Source organism: Corynebacterium sp. UMB10119B (assembly GCF_030228125.1).
GTDB classification, from domain to species: Bacteria; Actinomycetota; Actinomycetes; order Mycobacteriales; family Mycobacteriaceae; genus Corynebacterium; species Corynebacterium pseudogenitalium.
In genome coordinates this window covers 150432-176199 of record NZ_JASPBG010000001.1, presented here as the reverse complement: position 1 = coordinate 176199, position 25768 = coordinate 150432, and the positions used below count along the sequence as shown (strand labels likewise).

Genomic DNA, 25768 nt, shown 5'->3' with positions numbered 1-25768 from the left:
AAGGGTTTTTATCCCTCGCCCTAGCACCGCACCCGCTCAACACCCTCATACTGTGGGACCAACGCTGAGCTGGCGTTATTCGGCGCGCGTAGTCAACTTCGAAAAGTTGCCTTGCCAAGCATAGTCGACTATCCCTCGATTACCTAATTTGACCTGCACAAACCCTGAGCTTTATCCACAGGCAAGTTTTTCTCCACAGGCTGCATGCCCACAGCCTTGTCCACTACCGCGGTTTCAGGGCTCAATGGCAACATGCACATGTTCACACGCTTACTCGCGGCCATTGCTCCCCTACTTTGCACGTGGTGCTTGGCGCCTCAGGTTCTTGCGTACGTCGACCCCACCACGGGGCTGCCCTACGCGACCCGGATTACACGGCCCGCAGAGATCCCGGAGAAGAACTGGATGCCGGGGCACCGCGGGGTTGATCTTGCGCTACGCGTCGGAGCCACTGTTCTAGCAGCAGACAACGGGACAGTCGCTTTCGTAGGCAAGGTAGCAGGCACGCCCATTATCAGTATTGATCACCCAGATGGCATCCGTACGACGTACCAGCCTGTACACGCGCGTGTGCGGCAAGGCGACGAAGTAAAACTCGGCGATGCGATTGGGACGCTGGCACGGCCGACGGGGCCGCAGGCACATCTCCAGGACGGGCTGCACTGGGGCGCACTCATCGCGAAAGACACTTACATCAATCCGCTTTCCCTCCTATCGACGCCCACCATTCGGTTGAAGCCAACCCGTTAGAGGCTCATGCCCTGGGGTGCGCTTGGTTGTAAATCTGCGTGAGCCGCTGTGAGGAGACGTGCGTGTATATCTGCGTGGTTTGCAGGCTAGAGTGCCCGAGCATTTCTTGCACCATTCGTAGGTCGGCGCCGCCTTCAAGCATTTGCGTGGCCGCTGTGTGTCGCAACGAGTGTGGCGTGATACTCGCCTGCCCCGCTTGCAGCCCGGCGCGCTCGACGATTCGGCGAACTTGGCGTTGGTCGATGCGCTTTCCCTGGGTGCCGACGAACAGCGGTTCGGCCCCCGCGTTAGCACTATTGGCGAGGGCTGGCCGGGCGTCGTGAAGCCATGTGGTGAGTGCCTCGTGTGCGTTGTTTCCGAAGGGAACGATGCGTTGTTTGTTGCCTTTGCCAGTGACTTTTGCGGTGTTGGTATGGAAGTCGAGGTCGTCGATGTTGAGGGCGACGAGTTCGCCGACGCGGATTGCGCTGGCGTAGAGCAGTTCGAGGATGGCGGTGTCGCGGATGTCTTCTGGTGTGTCGCCGTGGGGGCGGATGAGTTCCTCGGTAGCGGGGGCGCTGAGCACGGTGGGTAGTTTGCGCTGTTCTTTCGGGGTGCGCAGGCGGGCTGCTTCGTCCTTTGCGATGTAGCCGTGTTGGTAAGCCCAGGTGGAGAAGGCGCGCGCGGATGCGGTGCGGCGCGAGATGGTGGAGCGGGCTTTGCCGGCTTGGACTGCGTCGGCGAGCCAGTGGCGTAGAGCGTCGATGGTGAATGCGTTGAGATCTGGTGTGTACGGCGCGAGTGTGGTGAGATCCGATTTGTAGCTCTTGCAGGTCGCCGCGGCGCGGTTTTTGACGTGTTGGCAGTAATCGATGAAGTCGTCCACCGCGGTGAGAAACTGGGTGGACGACTGATCGTGGCTGCTACTCATGTCCCGTATTGTATCGGTACCTTAGGGTTTGGCTGTGTCGCTTCGTCGCCACAGCTGGCCTTCCCGCTGGATCAGTCCCTTACCTTGCAGCTCAATGAGCGTGTTGATGGTGACTTGGAGGGATAGCGCGGCGGCACCTGCAATCTCCTCCGCTACAAGCCCGTCGCGATGATGCTTTGGCGTGGCATCGTAGATGCGCATCTCGGTGCGGGTCAGGAGCTGGAGGGGCGAAGCTACATTGTTGTCCGCAAGTTCTTGTTCTGCATCCAGTCCGTTCTCGAGGCGGATCGCCTCGTGGACGTAGGTCGCGTTGAGCACCATCGTGGCCTCCCCCTTATAGATGGCGAGATTGGTGCCGACAGATCCGGCGGTGGTTATCGGCCCAGGTACCGCAAGCGTCCCGCGTTGGTAGTACTGCGCCCAGCGCAACGTGCTGAGCGCCCCGGAGCGGTAGGCGGCTTCTATTACTAGCGTGGCCTGTGTGAACCCAGCGACGAGTCGGTTCCGGGTGAGGAAGCGGTGTCTCTCAGGGGCCATGCCAGGGCTGTATTCGGTGATGATCGCTCCCCCTGCCGCCACGATGCGATCAAATAGCTGTTTGTGGCGTCTCGGGTAGGTGACACCCGGCCCGCATGCGGCGAACACCACAGTTGGCAGTCCCCCCTCAAGGGCCGCATCGTGGGCTGCCGCATCAATACCGAGTGCACCGCCGGAGACGATAGTGTATCCCCAGCGCTTCAGTCCATGCACGATGTCACGGGTGGCTGAATGCCCATATGCGCTCAGCGCTCGTGTGCCGACGATCGCGATCGAGTTTTCCAATAGCTCCGGCAGGTTGGTATTGCCTCGAACCCAGAGGGCGTGTGGCGGAACCCCGTCTGCACGTATCGGAGCACCTTCGCCATCCCGACTCATCTTTGCGCCGAGATTGAAGGAGTCATAAATCCGTTCGCGAGGCCACTCGGGCGATTCCGGTGTGATAAGTGTGTACCCATGCTCCGCTGCAGTAGCTAGGTCTTCTGCTGGCTGGTCCCAGGTGTATCTCGCATCGGTGTCGGCGGCCAGGTCACCGAGCCAGGGCGCTCGTGTGCGCACGCCTTCGGCGATTTCGTCAGCGGTATAGCCTTCGTTTCGCAGTGCCCATAGCGCCGTCGACGGACCCTCGATGACACGGTTGAGGTAGGCCCATGATTCAAGCGCGCTCATGCCGATACCTCCTCATGTGCTGAAAGCAAGGTCTGGTCGTCCCGAAGATCGACGGCCTCAGCGACGTGCCCGAGGTGGGGGCATTGTGCGCCAGTGAGATCGGCCAAGGTCCACGACAATTTCAGGATGCGGTCGATACCGCGCTGGCTGACCTCCCCGCGCGCAAGCATCGAGGAGAGGAACATCATCGCGGAATCTTCCGCCGGGAAGTATCGACGCAGCCACGGCCCCGGCACGCGCGCATTCGTCAACGCCCCGTTCGTGTGTTCCTCGCACGTCCGCCACCGATGTGCCGCACGGTCCCGTGCCTCTGCCACACGCTGGGCGATGGCCGTGGAAGACTCTGCCCCGTTTGGGTTTAGCACGGCGTTATCCAGCGAAGTCCTGCAGACAATATCCAGCCGGTCCCGCAGCGGACCCGAAATACTTCGCGCATACCGCGCACGCTGCGCCCCGGAGCACCGACAGCGGTTCGCTGGTTTTCCACACGGGCATGGATTCATCGCGAGGATGAGCTGGAAGTCGGCTGGAAAGACGACGTCACGGTTGCTGCGTCGCAGGCGCACCTCGCCTTTCTCCAGAGGAATGCGCAACGCATCGAGGGTAGCGGACGCGATCTCAGAGGCTTCGTCGAGAAACAGCACACCGTTATGGGCTTGACTGACCGCGCCGGGGCGAGGAATCCCGCTGCCTCCCCCGATGAGTTGCGCCTTGGAAAGCGACGGGTCCGGCGCGATGAACGGGCGGTGCGCAATCAGCTCTCCCCCGGCGATCCCGGCAGCTGCGTGAATCGCTGTGGACGTGACCATTTCTTCGACGTCCATTGCGGGGAGGATGGATGGGAGACGCTCTGCAAGCATGGACTTGCCTGAGCCGGGTGGTCCGATCATTAGCATGTGATGCGCACCGGCCGCGGCGACTTCCATAATCCTTCGCTCGGGGCCTTGCCCTGCGATGTCTGCGAAGTCCGGCTGTCGTCCTTGCTCAATGCTTGGCGCACCCACAGAAGCTACTTCAAGCACCTCTTCCCCGACCAGCCACGCCCACACCTGCGCCAGCGAGTCCGCCAGCACGATGTCTCCGCGTGACACGAGCTGTGCCTGGTGCTCGTTCGCGCGCGGAACCACAATGCGGTCAATTCCACCCTCCTGAACAAGCAGCTCCTGGGCCGCCAGCAGCATCGGCAGCACTTCCGGTACAGGCCGCAAGCTGCCATCCAGCGCCAACTCTCCTACAAAAAATGTTCGCGATAGTGCCCGTTGAGCGCGTGGATCTAGGCTCCCCATCACCGCCAACGCAATCGGCAAGTCAAACTGCGAACCAGCCTTCGGCAGGTGCGCCGGCGACAGCGACACCATCGCCTTCGTCTTCGGCCACGGCAGTGAACTATTACGGCAGGCGGTACGGATTCGCTCGCGGGATTCTTTCACGGCAGCATCGGCGAGCCCAACAATATGCATTCCTGGTAACCCCGGCCCGACGTTGGCCTCCACGCGTACGATGCGCGCCCGAATGCCCTCAACCGTGGCACTCAACGTACTAGCAAGCGGCATCTTCGACCCCCATGATGAACTCAAACTCGAAGCCGTCCTCGTGATACATCGCCTCCACGACGTCGAACCGGACTTCGTAGAACCCCTCAGTGCTGCGCAACCACTCAGCAGCCGCGTTACGCATTGCCATCATCTTCTTCGCGTGCACCGCCTCAACCGAACCAAACCCCGGTAAACGACGAGTTTTCACCTCTACGAACACCACGGTGCCGTAAGAGTCCTGCATAATCAGGTCAATCTCGCCATGCCGTAATCGCACCCGCCTACCAAGGCACGTGTAGCCCAACGCTAAATACTCCTCCAGTACGGCATCTTCCCCTAGACGGCCAAGCTGGTACTGGTCCATGCACGGTTTCTGCATAACTTCGTTCCCTTCTTCACATCCTTGTTCGTTTGCACACACCTCCAGACGCACCAGAGGCGTAAGTGTTTAGACGCAAAAAACCCCTCCCGCGGTTCCTTACAGGCAACACGCGGGAGGGGCGGAGGGGACGTCGAAACGCAGACTACGAATTAGGGAACGTGATGTCCGGCTTGTCTAGCTCCTCGATATTGACATCCTTGTACGTAATTACGCGGACGTAGCGCACAAAACGCACCGCACGGTACATGTCCCACACCCAACAATCCGACATACGGACCTCGTAGTACACATCGTTGCCGTCTTTGTGCGGGATCAACTCGACAGCATTCGCAAGGTAGAAACGACGCTCCGTCTCCACAACAAACGAGAACTGGCTCGCGACGTCGCGATACTCGCGATACAGCGACAGCTCGACGTCAGCCTCGTAATTGTCCAGATCCTCAGCACTCATGCGGTGCCCCCTTCGTAAATCTCAACGGCAGTTCTCACGTTGGCATAACTATAACGATGTTGCGGCGTCGCCCCGTGGCGGCGCACCGCATCCATGTGCGCCTTCGTGCCATACCCCTTGTGGCGCTCCAAGCCATACCCCGGGTACTGCTCCGCGTAGCCATCGAGGAGACGGTCGCGGCTCACTTTAGCTAGCACACTGGCGGCGGCGATGCACCGGGCACTCGCGTCACCGCCGATAATCGGCAGTTGTGGTACGGGCAAACCCGCGATATGGAAGGCATCGACAAGCGCGTACCGCGCCTCCGTCTCTAGCTGCGCAACTGCGCGCCGGGCCCCGTCAATGTTGGCATGCTGCACCCCGCGGTGATCAATCTCGCTGGCGGGCACGTGCACGATGGAGTATGCGAGCGCGTGCTGGCAAATGATGTCAAAGAGTGCTTCTCGACGCTTCGCCGTCAACTGCTTGGAATCCGTCAACCCCTCAAGTTGCCGTATCGGCTGCGGTGGTAGCACGCACGCGGCGACTGTCAGTGGTCCGAAGCAGGCGCCCCGGCCGGCCTCGTCAACCCCTGCGACTGGTCCGAGACCGGCCTTTTCAAGCGCCACCTCGTACGTCCGAAGCTGCTTCAAACGACGCACCACAGCTCACACACCAAGCGTCGGGCTACTGCTGGATCGCCGGGTCGTCGACGCCACCAAAACGCTGGAGTGGGAACACAATCGCAAGAACTTTTCCGCGAAGGTTCTCCTCCGGGATCGTGCCCTGGTACTCATCACCAAGGTGGTAGCGCGAATCAGCGGAATTCGTGCGGTTATCACCCATCATGAAGTAGTTCCCATCAGGGACAGTTACCGGGCCGAAGTAGTTCCCACCGCAAGCGTCGGACCCAGTCTCAGGATCCACCGGGTAGTAGTTCGGCTGCAGCGTGTACGACTGGTCGATCGGCTTTCCATCCACCATCACCGCCGGATCCCCCTCCTGGCAAGACACCGTCTGGCCACCCTTCGCGATGATGCGCTTGACCAACGTGTTCTCATCCTTCGGCACCAGCCCCACCCAGGAGGACACCTCCTGCAGACCGGCAATGGCCGGGTTGTCGGAGCGGTTAGTGACGAAGCCGGTATTCCACGAGTCAGTCCCCTTAAACACGACGACGTCACCCGGCTCCGGATCGGAGAAGTAGTAGGACACCTTCTCCACGAAGATGCGATCACCCTTGCCGTCCTGTCCATGCAACGTCGGCTCCATCGACGCAGACGGAATCACGTAGAGGCGGCCAATGAATGTCTGAATAATGAAGATGAACACCAAGGTGAGTACAACGACCATCGGGATTTCGATGTACCACGGCATGGATTTTTCTTCAGATGCGCTCTTTTCGTTCACCCGCAACACTCTAGCAGCGCAACAAAACACCCCGCACCTTACGAAGCGTAAGTGTGCGGGGTGATGTGCAAAAAGCGGGTATGCGCTTAGCGGCGCTCCTTGATGCGGGCAGCCTTGCCGCGCAGGTCGCGCATGTAGTACAGCTTCGCGCGACGTACGTCACCCTTGCGGACGACCTCAATCTTCTCCAGGTTCGGGGAGTGTACCGGGAAGGTACGCTCAACACCGATACCGAAGGAAACCTTGCGGACCGTGAACGTCTCACGGATGCCGTCACCCTGACGACGAACGACGAAGCCAGTGAAGACCTGGGTACGGGTAACCGAACCCTCGATAACCTTGACGTGTACGTCGAGGGTATCGCCCGGACGGAAGTCAGGGATATCGTCGCGCAGCTGGCCTGCGTCTACAAGATCAATAATGCCGTTGCTCATTGAAGCAATCCTTTACGTTTCTGGACAGAGGACCCTAGCGGCGTTTTCCACAAGTGGACGCTCGGCTGGTTCATGTCGCTTACAATAACCCGCACGATTGTACATGCGAGCACGTCACTTCCCAAATCCGGCACGCTTGAGTGCATCCGCCATCGAACCGCCCTGCGGCGCACCTCCAGCGCGACCTCGCTGGCGCTTCCCACCCTGACGGCTCGGCTTCTGCTGCGGCTTCTTCCCGCGTGAAGACTCACGCTTCTGCTCGCTTCCAGGCTCATCATCCAGGCGCAGCGTGAGGCTAATTCGCTGGCGCTGCACGTCCACCTCGAGGACCTTCACCTTCACCACTTCACCCGAGCGCACGACCTCGTGCGGGTCCTTCACAAAAGAATGGCTCATCGCAGACACGTGCACGAGGCCATCCTGGTGCACGCCGACGTCCACAAACGCACCGAACGCGGCGACGTTGGTGACCGTCCCTTCCAGAATCATGCCCGGCTGGAGGTCAGACACCTTGTGTACACCTTCTTTAAATGTGGCCGTCTTAAACTCCGGACGCGGATCCCGGCCCGGCTTTTCCAACTCGGCAAAGATATCCGTGATGGTTGGGACGCCGAAGGTGTCGTCGGCAAAGTCTTGCGGACGAAGACCCGACAGCACTCTGCTGTTACCAACGAGTGCCGCAGTGTCCACCCCAGATTGCTGAGCGATGCGCTCCACAACGGGGTAGGCCTCCGGGTGCACAGCGGAGCCATCAAGCGGATTCTCTCCGCCTTGGATGCGTAGGAAGCCGGCCGACTGCTCGAAGGCCTTCGGCCCAAGTCGCGGCACCTTCTTCAGCTCCTTGCGCGAAGCAAACACACCATGTTCATCGCGGTAGGCAACGATGTTCTTCGCGATCGTCGGCGTCACGCCAGCGACTCGTTCCAGCAGCGGTACCGACGCCGTATTGACGTCCACCCCGACTGAGTTCACCGCGTCCTCCACCACGGCGTCCAACGACTGCGCGAGCGCCGCCTGATTCACATCGTGCTGGTACTGCCCCACGCCAATTGACTTCGGGTCGACCTTGACCAGCTCCGCAAGCGGGTCCTGGAGGCGCCGCCCAATCGAGACCGCGGAACGCAGTGACACATCCATGTCCGGAAACTCCTGAGCCGCGATTTCAGAAGCCGAGTACACCGACGCACCCGATTCCGACACCACCACCGGAACAGGCCTGCGCCCGCCCGCTGCTGCGATCATGTCCGCGACCTCTCGTGCAAGCTTCTCCGTCTCCCGCGACGCCGTGCCGTTACCAATCGCGATGAGCTCCACGCCGTGTTCCGCCACAGTGTTCGCGAGCACCTGCACCGCCTGCTGCCATTGGTTCTGCGGCTGGTGTGGGTAGACGATCGCGGTTGCGAGCACCTTCCCCGTGCCATCTACGGTCGCTGTTTTTACGCCGTTCCTGTAACCCGGATCCAGCGCCAGGGTCGCGCGTTGACCGGCAGGAGCGGCCAGCAACACATCGCGAAGATTCGTACTGAAGACGTCCAGAGCCGCCTCATCCGCGCGCTCCTTCAGACGCATCCGTGTATCCAAATTAGAAGAGACCTGCAGCTTTGTCTTCCATGCCCACCGCACGGCCTTCGCCAACCACGGGCTCGTTTCACAGTTAAGGTCGAAACTGTTCGCGATCATCCCCTCGTACGCCGCATCATCTCCGGCGTCCAAATCCAGCGAAAGCACACCTTCCTGCTCGCCTCGCAGCAGCGCTAAAATGCGGTGCGACGGCAACGAGGCGAATGGCTCGCTGAAGTCGAAATAGTCTCGGAACTTCGCACCCTCGTTCTCCTTGCCTTCGACGACGCTCGAACGCATCGTTCCGGACTCGTACACCTTGTCGCGGACCTCGCCGACGAGATCCGCATCGGTGGCGATCCTGTCAACCAAGATCGCGCGGGCACCGTCCAGCACCGCTTTCGTGTCGGCGAACCCCTCACAGACATAGCTTGCCGCCTCAGCCTCGGCGTCGACCGAAGGGGCGTCAATAAGCAACTCTACGAGCGGCTCGAGACCAGCCTCACGCGCGATATCCGCCTTGGTCTTCCTGCGCTTCTTATACGGCAGGTAGAGATCCTCGACGCGCGCCTTCGTATCCGCACCCATGATGAGCGCCTTGAGCTCATCAGTGAGTTTGCCCTGCTCCTCGATCGCCTCAATGACCGAAGCCTTGCGCTCCTCAAGCTCGATCAAATACACATTGCGCTGCTCAATGTGGCGCAGCTGTGTGTCATCCAAGCCACCTGTAGCTTCCTTCCGGTAGCGAGAAATGAATGGGACCGTATTCCCCTCTGCCAACAGTTGCAGCGCAGCCTCAACGTGGCGCGGCGCTACCTGGAGTTCCGATGCAATGGTCTCAGCAATGAACGTCATTCAGGACATTCTAATGCTTATGCGTTCCCATCCACGAGGCGGGTCGATCCGTACCAGTAGGTACCTCTGGGCAGGCCTGCGACCACTGCTTGCGTCGCAGCGTCCAGCTCGAGCGCGGTGCGGCCGCGCACCTCGAGCCTGCACAAAGACTCAAGAGGCGGGTGCCCCTCCTTCAACAGGTAATCGGTCTCAAGAATCGACTCATCCTCGCAGTGCGGTCCGATCGGCTCCAGTGAGATTTTGGGCTCGCGGTAGCCGGCCTTGCGCAACGCACGGGCCAAAGACTTGCGCGCCTTCGGCCAGTGCTTCTCGTCGACGAGCACCTGCATTGCCGTCACGACGTCGCGGCCGTACAGCGCAAACTCGTCATCCTCATCGAGCTCGGCGGCGTCCAATAGCTCCGGGCGGACTTGCTGCGTGCGCAGCAGCGATGCATCACGTCGGTAGCGCTCCACCTTGGCGTGATCACCCGAAAAGAGCACGTCAGGGGCGTCGATCCCGCGCCACGTTCGTGGCTTTGTGTAGCTCGGCCCCTCAAGCAACCCATCGGAAAAACTATCGTCCTCGTGGCTCTGCGTATTGCCCAGCACCCCGGGGATCAGGCGGGTGACTGCCTCCGCGATCACCAACGTAGCCACCTCCCCGCCGATGAGCACGTAATCGCCGATAGAGACCTCGCGCACCCGGTACCGCTGCTGGGCGTCAACAAAGACTCGCTGGTCAATACCCTCGTAGCGGCCACAAGCAAACACGATGTGGGACTCGCGCGACCACGCCTGCGCATCCTGCTGCGTAAACGGAGATCCCGCCGGAGTAGGCACAATCAGCAGTGGTTGCTCAGCAGACTCGCCTTCGCGGACATCACTAACTTCATACGGCCGTGGCGCGACGGCGTGGACCTCATCGTGGCGGGCCTTGTCATTGCGGTGCGGAGCGGCGGAACGCAACCCTTCACCTTCGTTGCCAGCTGCCACGGCATCAAGCGCCTCACCCCACACATCCGGGCGCATCACCATACCAGGCCCGCCGCCGAGCGGAGGGGCGTCGACAGACTTATGTACACCAAGCCCCCACTGTCGAAGATCATGCACGCCGACGCTCACAATCCCCTGCTCAATCGCCTTGCCCAACAACGCGTGGCGCAGCGGCTCAAGGTATTCGGGGAAAATGGTGACAATGTCGAGCCTCAAGGTGTGCCTAGACATCGAGTAAACCCTCTGGCGGGGTGATCGACAGGAAGCCCTTCTCCAGATCTACTTCGGGCACAATATCGCTCACGAACGGCACGAGGACCTCACGGCCGTCGTACTCAACCTCCAGAATCTGGCGCCCCGGCGTATGCATCACACCTGTGACCTGCCCGATCTCCTCCCCATCAAGACGCACATTCAGTCCAATCAATTCGTGATCGTAGAACTCATCCGGGTCCGCGTCCTCCCCGCGTTCAAGCGGCGCCGCGAAGAACTTCAGCCCTCGCAGCCCCTCAGCGGCGGTACGGTCCGGCACCTCTTCGAAGCTGAGCAACAAGCGTCCTTTGTGCGGGCGGGCCGTCGCAACGGTGAGTTCAATATCCTTCCCCGTTTGCGTGCCGCACAGCTTGCTGCCCACTGCGAAGCGGACCTCGGGCTGGTCCGTGTGCACTTCCACCGCGACTTCGCCCTTAATACCGTGAGTCTTCACGACCCGACCAATCAGTAGCTCCATGCTCAATTACCCTACTTTTCGACGCCCACTTCGCAAACAAAAACGGCACGCCCTCCGACCACACGGATCGGGAACGTGCCGTTGCGAGGTTCGGATTAGTCCTCGGACTCCTCAGCTGGGGACTCCTCTTCAGCGGACTCCGCAGCCTCAGCAGCTGCAGCTGCCTCAGCCTCTGCGGCAGCCTTGGCCTCAGCCTCTTCCTTTGCCTTCTTGCGCTTCTCAGTGATCGCCTCAGCGGTCGGGCCGTTGTTGGCCTCCTCGAGAGCCTTGTTGAACAGGTCAAGCTTGGATGGCTTCGACTCAGCAACCTTGAGGGTGCCCTCAGCACCGTCGAGGCCCTTGTGCTTCTGCCAGTCGCCGGTGATCTTCAGCAGAGCGAGCACAGGCTCGGTCGGCTGCGCACCAACGCCGAGCCAGTACTGAGCACGCTCGGAGTCGATCTTGATGAGGGAAGGCTCCTGCTTCGGGTGGTAGATACCGATGTTCTCGACAACCTTGCCATCACGACGAGCCTTCGCGTCAGCGATGACAACACGGTACTGCGCGTTACGGATCTTACCGACGCGCTGCAGCTTAATCTTTACAGCCATGAAATTTCTTCCTTTACGGTCACCGGGCAGTACAGACACCCGCCAACACGATAGGCGGGCCGGTTCAACCCTTCTTCTTTACCCTGCGCGTGACTGGTTGGGCGACATCGGGCATCTCTGCACGTGACGGGTCCAACGCGAACGCAGTTTGGTCCTGTTCAAAACCTGCATACACAGATAATCAACCTGAAAGAGGTTACCCCATAGCGAACCAATTCCCAAACAGGACTTGTTATCTAGGCAGATAGTTACCATTTGCCTGCCTGTTGCGGGTATCGTCTTTTCAGTTGCCCGCCGAAAAATAGCATGAAGCGTAATGAGGGCGCGAAACAATCTGAGAGTACACGAGGTTTTTCAGCATGCCTGCACCGAGCACGAAACGCTCAACCGCATACCGCGTCGACCTTGACGGGCTTCGAGGCTTTGCTATCGCACTAGTCGTCTTGTTCCACGTCTACGTCGGCCGAGTCTCAGGCGGCGTCGACGTCTTCTTGCTGCTGTCTGGATACTTCTTCCTCGGCGGCCAGATCCGCTACGCAATGCGCCCAAACCCAAGCCTCAACCCCTGGTGGCCACTGTGGCGCACTATTCGACGCCTCGTTCCAGCACTTGCGCTCACTGTCCTGGCAACCATGCTTGGCGTGATGCTGCTCGCCCCCGAACTCATGGGCGTGGAACTCTCCAAGCAGTTCACCGCCTCCATGCTGTACTACCAAAACTGGGAGCTGATCGCCCAAGATGCGGATTATGCGGCGGCAAGCCAGGACACCTCGCCGCTGCAACACCTGTGGTCAATGAGTGTGCAGGGCCAGTTCTACGTTTTCGCCATTTTGTTGGGGACGCTGCTGGCCTTCTTGATCTGGAAGTGCAAAGTTCCGGCTGTCATTGCCAAGCGAGGCGCGATCACGCTGCTCGCCATTATCACCGTTGCTTCGTTCGCATACGCTGCGCGCTTCGGCTTCGTCGGTACGGGCCAGAACTACTACTCCACCTTCTCCCGTGCGTGGGAGCTCGCGCTCGGTGGGTTGCTTACCTTCGTGCCAACCAGCCGTTTCCTGCCACAGCGCACAGCCGCGTGGACTGCGGGCCTTGGCGTTGTGATGATTTCGATTACCGGCATCGTCGTCACCACTTCACTCGCGTTCCCCGGCCCTGTCACGCTGCTGCCACTCACTGGCGCCGCGCTGATTGTCATGAGTGGCAACCAGAACTCGGTCTCAAACATTCTGGCGTCGAAGCCGATGACGTGGCTAGGCAGCATCGCCTATTCCCTCTATCTTTGGCACTGGCCGTTGCTCATCATTGTCACTCTTGCTGGAGGGTTCGGGACTCCTCCGTGGTGGGTTGGCACCCTCGTCATCGCGGTTTCGCTCGGACTCGCACACGTCACACACCTGCTGGTAGAAGACCCGCTGCGTCAACACCGCAAGCGCCCGCAATCGACCGATACACCGGTTATCGACGCCCGCTCGACGCTGCGCACCCGCACCGGCATTGGCCGCGCAGGCGGCGGCGTGCTGGTTTCCGTGCTCGTTGCCACTATTTTTGCAATCCAACCGCTTTGGAATCAGCGCATCGAGGACGCAGACCGCGATCTTCCGGAGGACCTTTACCCGGGCGCCCTCGCCATTGCTGGTGCTGAAGTCCCAGACGTCAAGCCACAGCCCGATCCGGCCCTGATTGCGGGCATCTACCCACCTATCGGCGTAGACGAGTGCATGATCATGATCCCCCAACCGGCAACGGACATGCCTCGTCCCGACTGCCAGTACGGCGACCTCGAGTCCGACGTCACTGTAGTGATGACCGGCGGGTCCCACATCGAGCCGTACGTCGTGCCCCTCGACAAGCTCGGGAAAGAGCACCACTTCCGGGTCATTCCGTACGTACGGCAGGAGTGCCCGATTGTCATCGGCGGTGCCGACAGAGACGAGTTCGTCAGCGATGTATGCGCTCAATGGTCGGAGCTTGCGTTCCAGAACATCGTCGAGATGAACCCGGACCTGGTGATTTCAAACTCCACACGCCCCGAGGGCCACGCAGGCGGTGCAGCGTTTTCCACGGACAAGGTCCCCGACGCCTACGCGAACCTGTGGCAGAACTTCGCCTACTACGGCATCCCGTTCGTTGGTTTGCGCGATAACCCATGGATGTTCACCCCAGAAGGCGATCCTATGGACCCGAACCTCTGCATCGTTGCTGGCGCCTCCGAACGCGACTGCTCAGCACTGCGCAGCACAATCTACGGGCCCGAGGACCCAGCAACCTCGTACCTCTTGCCCGAGAATCACCAGTGGTCCATCGATACCGCTGACTGGTTCTGCGACGACAAGTTTTGCCCGCCACAGCGTGGCAACGTGTACATCTACCGCGACCAGAACCACATCTCGAACGCCTACGCAGCAACGCTCGCTCCGCTTCTGTGGGCTGAGCTGATGCCGATCTTCGAAGAGCTAGGCCTGCTCCCGGGGCCCGCCACGGATCCCACACCGAGCTTGGAAATGGACGCACCCGCTACGCAGTAGCGTGCGAGCACGATAGCAAAGGGCCGGTACGGATGCCCGTACCGGCCCTTCAGCGTTTTGCTGACTACTTCTTCTTGCCCATGCGCTTCATCGCTGCGCCGAAGTCAAGATTGTTGAGGTCAAGCCCCTCCATACCTGGAGGAAGTTGTTCCTGCATCTTCTGCAGATCCTCCATGCCAGGCATTCCCGGCATCTGTGGCATGCCCGGCATCTTCGGGCCTCCACCACGGCGCTTCGCGGGCTTGCGCTTCCCGTTCTTGCCCCTGCGTCCCTTGGGCTTCTTCTTCGTCGCGGAGCGTCCGCCACCCATGCCCGGCATTCCTGGTAGGCCGAACTGGTTGGCCATCGCGCCCATCATCTTCTTCGCCTCGAAAAAGCGTTCAACGAGCTGGTTGACGTCAGAGACTTTCACGCCGGAACCAACAGCGATGCGCTTCCTGCGCGACGCATTGAGGATCTTCGGGTTCGCGCGTTCCTCAGGCGTCATACCGCGGATGATTGCCTGGATGCGGTCCAGCTGCTTCTCATCAACCATGTCCGCCATCTGGTTCATCTGCTTGCCGCCAGGCATCATCTTGAGCAGATTGCCGATCGGGCCCATGCGGCGGATCATCAGCATCTGGTTCAGGAAGTCTTCAAGCGTGAGCTCCCCAGTGCCGAGTCGGCTCGCGGCCTCCTCAGCTTCCTTCTGGTCGAAGACGGTCTCCGCGTGCTCAATGAGTGAGAGCAGGTCGCCCATACCGAGGATGCGACTCGACATGCGCTCCGGGTGGAAGACATCAAAGTCATCGAGCTTCTCACCTGTGGACGCGAACAGGATCGGCTTGCCGGTGACTTCACGGATGGACAGGGCTGCACCACCGCGGGCGTCACCGTCGAGCTTCGTCAGCACAACGCCGGTAAAGTCCACGCCGTCTGCGAAGGCCTGCGCAGTCGTGACCGCGTCCTGACCGATCATCGCATCGATCACAAACAGGACTTCATCAGGCTGGACTGCATCACGGATGTTACGGGCCTGCGTCATCAGCGTTTCGTCAATACCCAAACGGCCCGCGGTATCGATGATCACCACGTCGTGCTTGTTTTGCTTCGCGTGCTCAATACCAGCCTGCGCCACCGCGACAGGGTCGCCGTGGGAAGTGCCCATCTCGTGCTCAAACGAGTCGATGGACGTGCCAGGATCCGGAGCGAACGTTGCAACCTCGGCGCGCTCACCCACAATCTGGAGCTGCTGCACCGCGCCCGGGCGCTGGAGGTCACAGGCCACCAGCAGCGGTGTGTGTCCTTGTTTTGCCAGGTGGCGGGACAGCTTACCTGCCAGGGTGGTCTTACCAGCACCCTGTAGACCTGCCAGCATGATGACGGTCGGTGGCGTCTTTGCAAAGTTGAGGCGTCGAGTCTCTCCGCCCAAAATGGCGGTCAGCTCCTGGTCAACAATCTTGACCACTTGCTGTGCCGGGTTCAGCGCCTCTGAAACGTCGGAGCCCAAAGCGCGCTCTTTCACGCGCTTAATGAAGGCGCGTACGACAGTCAGCGAGACGTCAGCCTCCAGCAGCGCGATCCGAATCTCACGTGCTGTGGCGTTAATGTCAGCCTCGGTGAGCTTGCCTTTGCCGCGCAAGCCTCCAAGCGCTGATTGTAAGCGGTCAGACAGTGACTCGAACACAGTGCGTTGCTCCCTTAACTAATTCATTCTTCGGTAATGAGACAGAACGCACCTAGCCTAGCGCCTTTCCGCCCAACTGTTCACATCACGCCAGGCTATCCCAGCAGAGCATCCACAAAGCTCTCTACTTCAAACGGCGCGAGGTCATCGGCGCCTTCGCCAAGACCCACAAGTTTGACCGGCACGCCCAGTTCCTCTTGTACCTGGAACACAATGCCGCCCTTCGCGGTACCGTCCAGCTTCGTCAGCACCACACCGGTGATATCGACGACCTCACGGAACACTCGCGCCTGCGCAATGCCGTTTTGTCCAACCGTTGCATCCAGTACCAGGAGCACCTCATCAACAGTGGATTTCTTTTCGACGACCCGTTTCACCTTACCCAGCTGATCCATCAAGCCAGTCGAGGTGTGCAGACGGCCCGCTGTGTCGACAAGCACGACATCCGCACCCTCTTGCACGCCGGTCGCCACGGCGTCGAACGCGACAGAGGCAGGGTCCGCGCCTTCTGCTCCGCGAACCGTAGAGGCACCTACCCGACGCCCCCACGTCTCCAGTTGGTCTGCCGCAGCAGCGCGGAATGTATCCGCAGCGCCAAGTACCACCGAGTGGCCCATCGCTACGAGTACGCGTGCAAGCTTGCCCGTCGTGGTGGTCTTACCCGTGCCGTTGACGCCGACTACCAAGATCACGGCGGGCTTGCCTTCGTTCGGCATTGCGTGAATCGAACGATCGAGCTCTGGCTTCGCGGCTTCGATCAGGGTTTCCCGCAGCATTGCGCGTGCTTCAGCCTCAGATGCCACGCCTCGCTCGGCAATCTTCTGACGCAGTGCATCGGTAATGCGCATGGTCAGATCCGCACCGATATCCGCCATGATGAGGGTGTCTTCGATCTCTTCCCACGCGTCCTCGTCGAGGTCGCCCGCGGTAAGAATGCCAAGCAGCCCTTGGCCAATCGCGTTCTGCGAGCGCGACAGGCGCCCGCGCAGCTTGCCCATCCGGCCTGCGGCTGGCGCGATTGCCTCGACAGGCTCGGAGGAGACTGGTTCGCTGACAATTGCGTCCTCGGTCGGTTCGGCACCGTCTTCCAGGGCACGTTCCGCCCCGTCGACCGTTGCTGCGGCTGCGTCAGCTGCCTCTTGTGCTTCTTCGATGTCGTGGTGTTCGACGTCAGCTTCGTCGGAGGCGGGCTCTGCCGGCGCGGGTGCCTTCGGCTCTTCCGCGACCAGTGTCGGTTCCGGCTCCTTCTCAACCTCAGGTTTCGGTTCTACTGCAGGTTCAGGCTCGGCCTGCGGTTCCGGTACAGCCACCGGCTCAGGCTTTTCGGACTGAGTTTCCTCAACCGGCTCCGGCTCAGGCTCAGGCTCAGGCGCCGACCCGTCCTCTACAACCGGCTCAGGCTCCGGCATTGGCGCAGCCTGAGCGGGCTTCGGATCGGAGGGGGCGTCGACACGCGGGATAGGTTCCTTTTCCTTCACTCCTGCTTGAGCGAAATTAAAACCCCCCTTTGCCTGGTAGTTTCCAGACTTCTCCTGCTGGGTAAGTTCTTTCGGCTCCTCGGTCTTTTCAAAGGAAACAGACTTTGCCGATTTCCGTTTATTGCCAACAATGATGATGCCCACAATGAGAATCACGAGCACCACAGCTGCGATTGCAATCCATAACGAGTACGTAGTCATGACTTCCATAGTGCCAAAGGCGCCCAAAAACTGTGTGGAATACCCCATTTATGCCAACAACGTGGTTGAATAAGGTTTATGAATACTCCCCCATTTTTGAAGAATCTGCCACAAGACGTTGCCCAATGGATCCTGCCAGTCCTCACAACACTGATTTCGCTGGCCGTCGGACTTGGCATCATTGCCTCAAGTGGCCAGCTTGGCAGCTCAAAGGTAGACGTGCCGAGCGTTGGCACCGACGCGCCGAAGGAGGCAGTGCCAGCGACTGGTGAGGCGCTCACCACCGCACTGAACACCACCTGGGCACCGCTGCCGTTGTATGACGGCGCTACTGTCCAATTTGTCAAGGAAGATAAGGGCTACGTGCTTGTAGGCGGTCCATGCAACGGCTACGGCGTCGGCTTCACCATTGACGAAGCAACTGGTGCGGTCTCCACGTTCAAGACGCCGACGACGAGGAAGGCATGCCCGTCTGAGGACACCATCTGGGAAAACACCACCAGCGACTTGCTGAAGCAGACCACGAGCCTGAAGGTGCTCGGCCAGGATAAACTCTTCGCAGTTGGTCCTGAGGGAACACTGGAGCTTGTTGTAAAGAACTAAGCCCCGCACCCCTATTTATGCGTCCGGATCGGAGTCAGGAGCTGACCCCGCCGGGCGCATTCTTTGTGAGAGCACCCTCGTTACACCATCACCGCGCATGGTGACACCGTAGAGCACGTTCGCCACATTCATGGTCGGCTTCTGGTGCGTGATCACAATGAGCTGCGAGTCCTGCCGCAGCTCCTCGAGCAGCGCGATCAATCGGCGCAGATTCACGTCATCGAGCGCTGCCTCCACCTCGTCCAGCACGTAGAACGGGCTCGGGCGCGCTCGGAAAATCGCCACCAGAAACGCCAGAGCAGTCAGCGACTTCTCCCCACCTGAAAGCAGTGACAGCCGCTTGACGCGCTTGCCCGGTGGACGCGCCTCAATCTCGATGCCGGTGAGCAGCATGTCATCTGGTTCCGTGAGTATCAGGCGGGCTTCCCCACCGGGAAACAGCGTATGGAACACACGTGGAAACTCCTCCTCCACGTCGTGCCATGCATCCGTGAAGAGCTGCAGGATGTGGGCGTCGACATCCTCGATGACGTCGAGCAAGTCCTTTCGAGCCTGAATCACATCGGCAAGCTGGGTAGAGAGGAACGTATAGCGTTCCTCAAGCGCCTTAAACTCTTCGAGAGCCAGCGGGTTCACCTTCCCCAAAGAGCGCAAGTCTTTTTCGGCCTGGCGCAGTCGCTGGGTCTCAGTGGACTCGTCAAAGTCTTCTCCCGGCGCGAAGTTCGCGAGCAAGTCATCGACCGAAATACCGAGCGACTCGACGATCTTCTGCTGAGCTTCCTCAAGACGTACCTTCGCCTGCGACCTTGCAATGTCTGCGGCGTGCGCGCGGTCACTCAACCGATTCAGCTGCTGACGAGCAGCGCTGACCTGCGATCGCTCTTGTTGAATCCTGCCCTGCAGCGCAGCAAGCGTGCGCTGCAGCTCATCGCGCTGCGCGGTGGCTCGCTGTAATGCATCCTGGACTCGCGAGATCAGTACCTCCGTGTGTTCCTTCACGGCTCCGGCGAGCAGGGCTTGGGACCGCCGTCGTGCAACGGCTGCGTCATGACGCGCTTTTGCCTGGCGCTCGTTTTCCGCCTGGCGACGCAACGCATCGCCCTTCCCCGCAATCGCCTGAGCGCGCTGTTGCGTCTCACGAGCAGCGAGAACCGCTTCCAGTTCGATCGCCTTCGCCTGCGTCAGTTGCTGGGATGCAGCATCACGGGCCTCGGGCGAAGGGCCTTCCGCAGCAGGAGTGTCGTCGATGCGAGAAAGACGCTCCTGGGTTTCCAGCAGTTGCTCACGGCGCTGAGCGAGCCGCTGCTCTGCCTCCTCAAGCTGCTGCGCGGCACGGACGCGCTCTTGCTCGGCCGTGTCCGATTGCGCAGCCAAGCGCTGATGCTCACGCTGCCACGAAGCAACCTCGGTGTCGTGCTCGCGCAGCGCTGCCTTCGCCGCCGCAACATTCACCCGCGCGTCCTCGGCTGCGAGCTGCGCTCCCTCAAACGTGCCCGAGAGCTCCGCCAACGCGTGCTCTGCGGTGCGTAGGTCTCGCTGTGCGACTTCAACCTGCGCACTCACCTCGACCGTAGACGCGCTCGCGATGCCTACCGACATCCAGCCTTCGCCGAATAGTGCCCCCTCTCGCGTCACAGCACGCAGTCGTGGGTCTGCCTTCACGACGTCCACGCCCTCCTGCGGCGTCTCCACTACAACAACGTCTGCTAACAGGCGCGCCACGGGGCCCGCGACCGAAACGTCGACGTCGAGGTGGTCGAGGAGCCAGTCATAGCACCCGTCGGTTTCAACACGCCACAGCGCGCCGCCGACTGCCTCAACGATGCTGGTACGATCTGCGGATTGCAGCTGCTCCACAACGTCCAAGTCGCGCTCGCCCACCAATGCCTCACTGAAGCCACCCAGCGCGGCAGCCAGCGCTCCTGCCAGGTCAGCAGGAGCCTTCACCAGTGATGCAAGCGCGGGATAGCCCCCGAGCATCTCCTCCGCGGTACGTGTTGGCATTTGGTGCTGCAGCGTCTCTATCTTCGACTGCAGCGTAAACACCGCCCGCTCATGCTCGCGCTGCTGCGTCTGTAGCTCCTGAAAGCGCTGCTCGGCGGCAGTGAGCTCCGAGCTTGCTTGCTCGTACTCATGGACGAGTGGCCCTCGGCGGGCTTCAAGCTCAGCAATCTTCTCAGCTACCTCCTCGGCTTCGCCGCGGGCACTGTGGGCCCGCTCGCTGCTGAATGAAAGCTGCTCTTCAAGCCGGGTTGCCTCTTGCTCACCTCCGAGCACGGCCTGCTGGTGCGCCTCCTCTTGCGCCACCAGCCGCACAACGCCCTCACGGCGATCCGCTACCGCCTGAATCTGCGCCACGTGTTCGCGTTCAGCTTCATCGAACGCAGCCTGGTATTCGGCAACGTCTTCCCGAACAACCTCAAGTCGCTCCGCGGCTTCCTCGGCAGCCTCAATGGCCACCTCATATTCTTCGTCCGCTGCTGCTGCCCGAGCGAGCAGCTCCTCTGGGTCTTGCCCGTGGTACTCAGTCTGCGTGTTCAGGTTGTGCGCGCGTTCCTGTGCGATGCGCAACGTCGCGTTCGCCCGTTCCTCGAGAGATGACAGTGCAAACCAAGTTTCCTGTGACTCCTGGGCACGCGGCTGTACCTCCCGTTGTTCTTCCTCGAGCTGCGCGTACTGTTCCTCAGCGCTCTCGAGCGACGCGGTCACGGTCTCGACCTGTTCTTCGAGCAGCTTCGCACTCTCGTCACTTTGCGCATGCGCTGCCTGCAGCGTGACCATCTGGTGGCCGGCGAGGCGGAGCCGGGCGTCGCGAAGCGTGGCTTGCACAGTCGCGGCGCGCTTCGCGGCTTCGGCCTGGCGCTCCAGCGGCTTGAGCTGCTTGCCAAGCTCATCTGTCAGATCCTGCAGCCTGTCGACGTTGCCTTGCATCGACTGCAGCTTGCGCTGTGCCTTCTCTTTACGACGTCGGTGCTTCAGCACGCCGGCGGCTTCCTCGATGAACGCACGGCGCTCTTCTGGGCGCGATTCCAAAATCTCAGACAGCTTGCCCTGCCCGACGATGATGTGCATCTCGCGGCCAATACCGGAGTCCGACAACAGCTCCTGAATGTCCATCAACCGGGCTTTCGAGCCGTTAATTTCGTACTCGGAGGCTCCATCACGGAACATACGTCGCGTGATCGCAACCTCCGTGAAGTCCACTGGAAGGTGCTTATCGCTGTTGTCGAAGGTGAGTGTTACCTCTGCGCGCCCTAGTGGCTTGCGGTCCCCCGCTCCCGCGAAGATGACATCCTGCATCTTCCCACCGCGTAGATTCTTCGCACCCTGCTCCCCCATCACCCAGGCAAGCGCGTCGACGACGTTCGATTTACCTGAGCCGTTCGGTCCGACAACAGCGCAGATGCCGGGCTCGAACTTCATCGTCGTCGAAGAAGCGAAAGACTTAAAGCCCTTCAGCGTCAACGATTTCAAATGCATTGTGGTGAGTTTACCGTTCGTGGAAGCCTTCCGCCCCACGAGGCTCACCGTACTGCGCGACTACTATGTCCACGTGGCCCGGTCGTTGCGTTGAGGAGGGCTGTTCTTCCAGTAGTCGCTTCAGCGTATCGACGTCCCCTTCGTCGCCTTCCGCGACTACTTCAACGCGGCCGTCGACAAGATTCTTCGCATACCCCTGTAGGCCGAGCTCCAAGGCCCGGCAGCGGGTCCACCAGCGGAACCCGACGCCTTGAACGTGCCCGTGCACAAACGCGGTCATACGAATGGTGGCCATCGGCTACTTCAAACCGCCCTGCTCGTTGTCTTCACCTACGGCGCGGGCCTCGGAAGCCGTGATGCGGTCCTCCAGGCTGCGGCGCGTGACCGGGTCGGAGCCGTCCCAGAACTCTACGTTCTTGACCTCAGGCATCATGTCGCGGTGGAACACCGGGTCGATGCCCTGGACGCGCTGCTCGTTGTAGTTCTTGAGCAGCTTGATGGCGACACCCGCAAGCGGGACGATCGCGATGATGTTGATGATGGCCATCGTGCCCGCCATCGTGTCGCCAAGCGACCACACCAGCGGAATCGAGCCGAACGCTCCGAAGAACACAAAGACGATGACACCGCAGCGGAAAATGTTCAGCACCGTCTTCGAGTCCGAGAGGTACTCAATATTCGCCTGCGCAAGGTAGTAGTTACCGATCACTGACGAGAACGCCAGGAAGAAGAGAATGAACGTGATGAAGTGCGTGCCCCACGCACCCACCGTTGCCGCCAAGGCGGACTGCGTCAACGATGCACCCTGTACATCATCCAAGCCGTAGTTGATCTCAGGGCCGAGCAGCACGACGAACGCCGTAATCGAGCACACAACGAGGGTGTCGAAGTACACGCCGAGCGTCTGCACCAGTCCCTGCTTCACCGGGTGCGATACCGTCGCAGTAGCCGCTGCGTTCGGAGCGGACCCCTGGCCGGCCTCGTTCGAGAACAGACCACGGCGCATACCCCAGACAAACGCCATACCCAGCGTCGCACCACCAACCTGCTTCAGCCCCAGGGCGTGGCCGACGATCAGCGCGATCATCCCTGGAACTTCCTGAATGTTCAGAATGACTACCAGCAGGCCAACCAGGATGTAGGCGACCGCCATGAACGGAACGACGACCTGCGTGAAGTTCGCGATACGGGTCACACCGCCGAAGATGATGGCAGAAGTCAGGGCAGCAAGGATCACTGCCACAATCAGCTTCAGCGTCATCGAGTCGGAGCCAACAGAACCGCCGACGGCCTCAACGATGGAGTTCGTCTGAATTGCGTTGTACACAAAGCCATAGGTGAACGAGAGCGCAACAGCGAAGATCACGGCGAGCGGGCGCCACCCGAGTCCGCGCGTCATGTAGTAGGCGGGACCACCGTGGTAGTTGCCGCTTTCGTCTTTCGTCTTCCACAGCTGTGCGAGCGTGGACTCAACGAACGCGGTAGCGCCACCCACAATGGCGATCATCCACATCCAGAACACTGCGCCAGGCCCGCCAACCGAGATCGCGAGAGCGACACCAGCGATGTTGCCCGTGCCCACGCGGGAAGCAGCGGAAATGGTAAACGCCTTGAACGCAGAAATACCGCCGTATTCTTCGTCCAAATCGCGTCCGTCACGGTCTTTGCCCTTCGGGGTTTCGGTAACCGCCTTGAACATTTCCGGAAGTAGTCGGACCTGTACGAACAAGGTACGCAGCCCGAAATAGACACCCGCAGCAAGCAGGAGCCACGGGACAATGTCCCAGATGATGCCGTTGAGAGTTCCGTCAATGAACTCGGTTGCTTTTTCCATGCGGAGAATCCTAGTCGCAATGACAGGATTATTCGTGATTTTGCTCAGGAACCTGGCATGTTGGGCAGTAATAACTCGACCGCTGGTTCACGACAGTCTTCGCTATTGCTTCCCCGCAACGAGCGCATGGCTGCCCTGCGCGTCCGTACGCGTTGAGAGAGCGAGCAAAATACCCTGACGCACCGTTGACGTTTACATATAGGGAGTCGAAGCTCGTCCCGCCTTGTGCAAGAGCTCGCTCCATGACAGCACGCGATGCGTTGAGGAGTTCAACCGCAGTTTCCTGGCTGAGCGTATCTGCCCGCTGCCACGGCGCGACGCGTGCCGCCCACATTGCCTCGTCAGCGTAGATGGATCCAATACCGCTGACTACGGCCTGATTCAACAACACCGTTTTGACCGCAGATCGCTTGTGCCGCATCAACTCTGCAGTTGTATCAACGTCGAAGCCTTCCTCGAACGGGTCCATCGCAATGTGGCTTGCACGTTCTGGGATGCCATCGTCAAGCTCGCAGTACTGCCACGAGCCGAATGTCCGCTGGTCAACGAATACCAGCTCAACGTCGCCCATCCTGGCACGAATTCGCGCATGCGGGCTATCTACGCTGCCCGGCGCGCCGACGAGCATCTGGCCGCTCATTCTAAGGTGCACCAGGAGGCAGGCTCCGTCGGACAGCGTCAGCCAGAGGTACTTGCCACGGCGTCCGGTGCCCGTGACGCGGAGCCCGGGGAGAGTTGTTGCCAAATCGACGGTGTTCTCCCTGACCGCCCTGGGGTGCGCGACCTCGATACTGTCGAATGTCCTGCCAACAATGTGCTCGTTCAGGCCACGACGCACGACCTCAACTTCCGGCAGTTCGGGCATCAGCTACGCCTTGTCGTGGGTCTGCTGCTCAAGAACGAGCGCTTCCGGGTGCTTCTGAAGGAACGCCACTGCTTCCCTGGCTGCTTCTTGCTCGGCGAGCTTTTTGTTGTGCGCCACTCCACGTCCGCGGTTTTCACCAAGAATGATCGCGTACGACGTAAATTCGAGGTCGTGCTCGGGGCCTTCAGACGTCGTTACGTACTCGACCATTGGGATGCCACGTTCCGCGAGGCGTTCCTGCAGCACAGTCTTCCAGTCTTGCCTGTGGCCGTGTGCCGTCGCGTTGTGGAGCTTCTCGTGGAAGAGCTTAAGAATTACGTCGCGGGCTGCTTCGAATCCGTGCTGCCGATAGATCGCGCCAAAGAGCGCCTCCGTCGTATCGGCGAGGATGGACTCTTTGTCCCTGCCACCGGTATGCAACTCGCCTTTTCCAAGCAGCACGTACTTACCAAGCTCGATGCCACGGGCGACATCCGCCAACCCGTAGCGTGACACAATTGAGGCCCGCATCGGGGAGAGCACCGACTCGGAGCTCGAAGGGTAGATCTCGAAGAGTTTCGTGGCTACGGTCAGACCAAGCACTGCGTCTCCGAGAAACTCAAGCCGCTCGTTATTTGGCAGGTAGTCGTGCTCGTTGGCAAAGGAGCGATGTGTCAAGGCGAGTCGCAACAGTTCGTCGTCCAGATCCACACCCAGCCACTCGAGCAGGGGCGCATGGTCTACTTCGGAGAACGCGCTGTTCCACGCTTCTTCGCCGCTGACGCGATTCTTCTTTGAACGCCGGCTCATAGGAACTTCTCCAATCCAGCCCAGCGCGGATCCACCGCGTCGGTTGCTTCGCCACTGATGCCGTCTGGTGCCGGAACGTCGCTGTCTTCGGGGCATGCAGGCTGGCAGGTCGGGTTAAACGGCAGTGTGAGGCCAGCTTCGTCGACGAAGGCCTGCTCGAGATCAACCGTTTCTTCCACGATGCGCATGATCTCATCCCCGGATCCTGCGTCTTCCTCTACTTCTTCATCACCCTGGATGAAGTCGTCGCCGTTAGAAAACACCTGGGAGACACGCAGCGTTTCCGTCGGCTGCAGGGTGCGCAGGCAGCGTACGCACTGCCCTTCCAGTACCGCGGTCACGGTGGCGTCGACCATCACGCCAGAACCAAGCGGGGTCACGGTGGCGTCGACGGCCACTTCCTGGCCTTCCGGAATTGCGATCATCTCTGGCCCGATGCGGGAGGGAGCTGGGCCCACGTTGTGGACAACTACCGGCATGCCGTCGCCGTGCAGAGCGTCAGCTACTTGAATAATGAAAGGATTTTTAGCCATAGCAACCCAAACTCTACATCGGTTTTCT

General features: G+C 60.5%; 23 protein-coding genes. 3 read left to right on the top strand and 20 right to left on the bottom strand.

The features are described from left to right. The first annotated feature begins 252 nt into the window (after positions 1-252). A complete protein-coding gene (locus QP802_RS00800; RefSeq protein WP_070362280.1) occupies positions 253-750 on the top strand; it encodes a M23 family metallopeptidase in 498 nt (165 codons plus the stop codon). Between the two features lie 4 nt (positions 751-754). On the opposite strand, the gene QP802_RS00795 is transcribed toward QP802_RS00800, so the two are convergent. The 12 genes from QP802_RS00795 to rpsP form a co-directional block, all read right to left on the bottom strand. Next, a complete protein-coding gene (locus QP802_RS00795) occupies positions 755-1660 on the bottom strand; it encodes a tyrosine recombinase XerC (RefSeq protein WP_070478864.1) in 906 nt (301 codons plus the stop codon). 21 nt (positions 1661-1681) lie between these two features. Continuing rightward, the gene (locus tag QP802_RS00790) at positions 1682-2866 is read right to left on the bottom strand and encodes a DNA-processing protein DprA (RefSeq protein ID WP_284817441.1); all 1185 of its coding nucleotides are present in this window, start codon (positions 2864-2866) and stop codon (positions 1682-1684) included. Next, positions 2863-4419 carry a YifB family Mg chelatase-like AAA ATPase gene (locus QP802_RS00785; RefSeq protein WP_284817440.1) on the bottom strand — a complete coding sequence of 519 codons (1557 nt, stop codon included), beginning with the start codon at positions 4417-4419 and terminating at the stop codon, positions 2863-2865. The genes QP802_RS00790 and QP802_RS00785 overlap by 4 nt, the downstream gene beginning before the upstream one ends. Then, entirely contained in the window at positions 4406-4780 is a 375-nt protein-coding gene (locus QP802_RS00780) for a YraN family protein (protein WP_083329535.1), read from the bottom strand. The genes QP802_RS00785 and QP802_RS00780 overlap by 14 nt, the downstream gene beginning before the upstream one ends. Positions 4781-4925: 145 nt before the next feature. Continuing rightward, the gene (locus QP802_RS00775) at positions 4926-5234 is read right to left on the bottom strand and encodes a DUF2469 domain-containing protein (protein WP_070362276.1); all 309 of its coding nucleotides are present in this window, start codon (positions 5232-5234) and stop codon (positions 4926-4928) included. Then, positions 5231-5875, bottom strand: a complete 645-nt coding sequence (locus QP802_RS00770) for a ribonuclease HII (RefSeq protein WP_284817439.1) — start codon at positions 5873-5875, stop codon at positions 5231-5233. The genes QP802_RS00775 and QP802_RS00770 overlap by 4 nt, the downstream gene beginning before the upstream one ends. A 25-nt stretch (positions 5876-5900) precedes the next feature. After that, positions 5901-6590 (bottom strand): signal peptidase I, encoded by a 690-nt coding sequence (gene lepB / locus QP802_RS00765; protein ID WP_083290932.1) that lies wholly within the window; start codon positions 6588-6590, stop codon positions 5901-5903. A 119-nt stretch (positions 6591-6709) separates the two neighbouring features. Beyond that, a complete protein-coding gene (gene rplS / locus QP802_RS00760) occupies positions 6710-7057 on the bottom strand; it encodes a 50S ribosomal protein L19 (protein WP_070362274.1) in 348 nt (115 codons plus the stop codon). A gap of 114 nt (positions 7058-7171) precedes the next feature. Next, positions 7172-9472 carry a Tex family protein gene (locus QP802_RS00755; protein ID WP_284817438.1) on the bottom strand — a complete coding sequence of 767 codons (2301 nt, stop codon included), beginning with the start codon at positions 9470-9472 and terminating at the stop codon, positions 7172-7174. 17 nt (positions 9473-9489) lie between these two features. Beyond that, positions 9490-10677, bottom strand: coding sequence for a tRNA (guanosine(37)-N1)-methyltransferase TrmD (gene trmD / locus QP802_RS00750; RefSeq protein WP_284817437.1), 1188 nt, complete (start codon positions 10675-10677; stop codon positions 9490-9492). Then, a complete protein-coding gene (gene rimM, locus QP802_RS00745; protein ID WP_350338457.1) occupies positions 10670-11182 on the bottom strand; it encodes a ribosome maturation factor RimM in 513 nt (170 codons plus the stop codon). Before rimM ends, trmD begins: the two co-directional genes overlap by 8 nt. An 89-nt stretch (positions 11183-11271) precedes the next feature. Then, positions 11272-11766 carry a 30S ribosomal protein S16 gene (gene rpsP / locus QP802_RS00740; RefSeq protein ID WP_284817436.1) on the bottom strand — a complete coding sequence of 165 codons (495 nt, stop codon included), beginning with the start codon at positions 11764-11766 and terminating at the stop codon, positions 11272-11274. Between the two features lie 359 nt (positions 11767-12125). Between rpsP and QP802_RS00735 the strand changes: the two genes are divergently transcribed. Beyond that, the gene (locus tag QP802_RS00735; protein ID WP_284817435.1) at positions 12126-14291 is read left to right on the top strand and encodes an acyltransferase family protein; all 2166 of its coding nucleotides are present in this window, start codon (positions 12126-12128) and stop codon (positions 14289-14291) included. A 64-nt stretch (positions 14292-14355) separates the two neighbouring features. Here QP802_RS00735 and ffh read toward each other — a convergent pair whose 3' ends face one another. Continuing rightward, positions 14356-15957, bottom strand: coding sequence for a signal recognition particle protein (ffh, locus tag QP802_RS00730; RefSeq protein ID WP_256059558.1), 1602 nt, complete (start codon positions 15955-15957; stop codon positions 14356-14358). Between the two features lie 95 nt (positions 15958-16052). Beyond that, entirely contained in the window at positions 16053-17636 is a 1584-nt protein-coding gene (gene ftsY, locus QP802_RS00725) for a signal recognition particle-docking protein FtsY (RefSeq protein ID WP_284817434.1), read from the bottom strand. A gap of 78 nt (positions 17637-17714) precedes the next feature. Between ftsY and QP802_RS00720 the strand changes: the two genes are divergently transcribed. After that, a complete protein-coding gene (locus tag QP802_RS00720) occupies positions 17715-18239 on the top strand; it encodes an META domain-containing protein (protein ID WP_070362267.1) in 525 nt (174 codons plus the stop codon). A 15-nt stretch (positions 18240-18254) separates the two neighbouring features. Here QP802_RS00720 and smc read toward each other — a convergent pair whose 3' ends face one another. The 6 genes from smc to QP802_RS00690 are packed head-to-tail and all read right to left on the bottom strand — an operon-like array spanning position 18255 to position 25740. Then, positions 18255-21719: a chromosome segregation protein SMC gene (gene smc / locus QP802_RS00715; RefSeq protein ID WP_284817433.1), complete on the bottom strand. Its 3465-nt coding sequence runs from the start codon at positions 21717-21719 to the stop codon at positions 18255-18257. 10 nt (positions 21720-21729) lie between these two features. Beyond that, positions 21730-22014 carry an acylphosphatase gene (locus QP802_RS00710; protein ID WP_071572497.1) on the bottom strand — a complete coding sequence of 95 codons (285 nt, stop codon included), beginning with the start codon at positions 22012-22014 and terminating at the stop codon, positions 21730-21732. Positions 22015-22017: 3 nt separating this feature from the next. After that, positions 22018-23553, bottom strand: a complete 1536-nt coding sequence (locus QP802_RS00705; protein ID WP_256005139.1) for an alanine/glycine:cation symporter family protein — start codon at positions 23551-23553, stop codon at positions 22018-22020. 28 nt (positions 23554-23581) lie between these two features. Beyond that, a complete protein-coding gene (mutM, locus tag QP802_RS00700; RefSeq protein WP_284817432.1) occupies positions 23582-24418 on the bottom strand; it encodes a bifunctional DNA-formamidopyrimidine glycosylase/DNA-(apurinic or apyrimidinic site) lyase in 837 nt (278 codons plus the stop codon). Between the two features lie 3 nt (positions 24419-24421). Further along, positions 24422-25207 (bottom strand): ribonuclease III, encoded by a 786-nt coding sequence (gene rnc / locus QP802_RS00695; RefSeq protein ID WP_284817431.1) that lies wholly within the window; start codon positions 25205-25207, stop codon positions 24422-24424. Beyond that, positions 25204-25740, bottom strand: a complete 537-nt coding sequence (locus QP802_RS00690) for a YceD family protein (RefSeq protein ID WP_070362261.1) — start codon at positions 25738-25740, stop codon at positions 25204-25206. Before QP802_RS00690 ends, rnc begins: the two co-directional genes overlap by 4 nt. Positions 25741-25768 lie beyond the last annotated feature (28 nt).

What these genes read in the sequence shown, in the direction of transcription:
- QP802_RS00800 (WP_070362280.1), top strand. Translation starts at nt 253, where the DNA reads ATGCACATGTTCACACGCTTACTCGCGGCCATTGCTCCCCTACTTTGC.
- QP802_RS00795 (WP_070478864.1), bottom strand. Translation starts at nt 1,660, where the DNA reads ATGAGTAGCAGCCACGATCAGTCGTCCACCCAGTTTCTCACCGCGGTG.
- QP802_RS00790 (WP_284817441.1), bottom strand. Translation starts at nt 2,866, where the DNA reads ATGAGCGCGCTTGAATCATGGGCCTACCTCAACCGTGTCATCGAGGGT.
- QP802_RS00785 (WP_284817440.1), bottom strand. Translation starts at nt 4,419, where the DNA reads ATGCCGCTTGCTAGTACGTTGAGTGCCACGGTTGAGGGCATTCGGGCG.
- QP802_RS00780 (WP_083329535.1), bottom strand. Translation starts at nt 4,780, where the DNA reads ATGCAGAAACCGTGCATGGACCAGTACCAGCTTGGCCGTCTAGGGGAA.
- QP802_RS00775 (WP_070362276.1), bottom strand. Translation starts at nt 5,234, where the DNA reads ATGAGTGCTGAGGATCTGGACAATTACGAGGCTGACGTCGAGCTGTCG.
- lepB (WP_083290932.1), bottom strand. Translation starts at nt 6,590, where the DNA reads ATGCCGTGGTACATCGAAATCCCGATGGTCGTTGTACTCACCTTGGTG.
- rplS (WP_070362274.1), bottom strand. Translation starts at nt 7,057, where the DNA reads ATGAGCAACGGCATTATTGATCTTGTAGACGCAGGCCAGCTGCGCGAC.
- QP802_RS00755 (WP_284817438.1), bottom strand. Translation starts at nt 9,472, where the DNA reads ATGACGTTCATTGCTGAGACCATTGCATCGGAACTCCAGGTAGCGCCG.
- trmD (WP_284817437.1), bottom strand. Translation starts at nt 10,677, where the DNA reads ATGTCTAGGCACACCTTGAGGCTCGACATTGTCACCATTTTCCCCGAA.
- rpsP (WP_284817436.1), bottom strand. Translation starts at nt 11,766, where the DNA reads ATGGCTGTAAAGATTAAGCTGCAGCGCGTCGGTAAGATCCGTAACGCG.
- QP802_RS00735 (WP_284817435.1), top strand. Translation starts at nt 12,126, where the DNA reads ATGCCTGCACCGAGCACGAAACGCTCAACCGCATACCGCGTCGACCTT.
- ftsY (WP_284817434.1), bottom strand. Translation starts at nt 17,636, where the DNA reads ATGACTACGTACTCGTTATGGATTGCAATCGCAGCTGTGGTGCTCGTG.
- QP802_RS00720 (WP_070362267.1), top strand. Translation starts at nt 17,715, where the DNA reads ATGAATACTCCCCCATTTTTGAAGAATCTGCCACAAGACGTTGCCCAA.
- smc (WP_284817433.1), bottom strand. Translation starts at nt 21,719, where the DNA reads ATGCATTTGAAATCGTTGACGCTGAAGGGCTTTAAGTCTTTCGCTTCT.
- QP802_RS00710 (WP_071572497.1), bottom strand. Translation starts at nt 22,014, where the DNA reads ATGGCCACCATTCGTATGACCGCGTTTGTGCACGGGCACGTTCAAGGC.
- QP802_RS00705 (WP_256005139.1), bottom strand. Translation starts at nt 23,553, where the DNA reads ATGGAAAAAGCAACCGAGTTCATTGACGGAACTCTCAACGGCATCATC.
- mutM (WP_284817432.1), bottom strand. Translation starts at nt 24,418, where the DNA reads ATGCCCGAACTGCCGGAAGTTGAGGTCGTGCGTCGTGGCCTGAACGAG.
- rnc (WP_284817431.1), bottom strand. Translation starts at nt 25,207, where the DNA reads ATGAGCCGGCGTTCAAAGAAGAATCGCGTCAGCGGCGAAGAAGCGTGG.
- QP802_RS00690 (WP_070362261.1), bottom strand. Translation starts at nt 25,740, where the DNA reads ATGGCTAAAAATCCTTTCATTATTCAAGTAGCTGACGCTCTGCACGGC.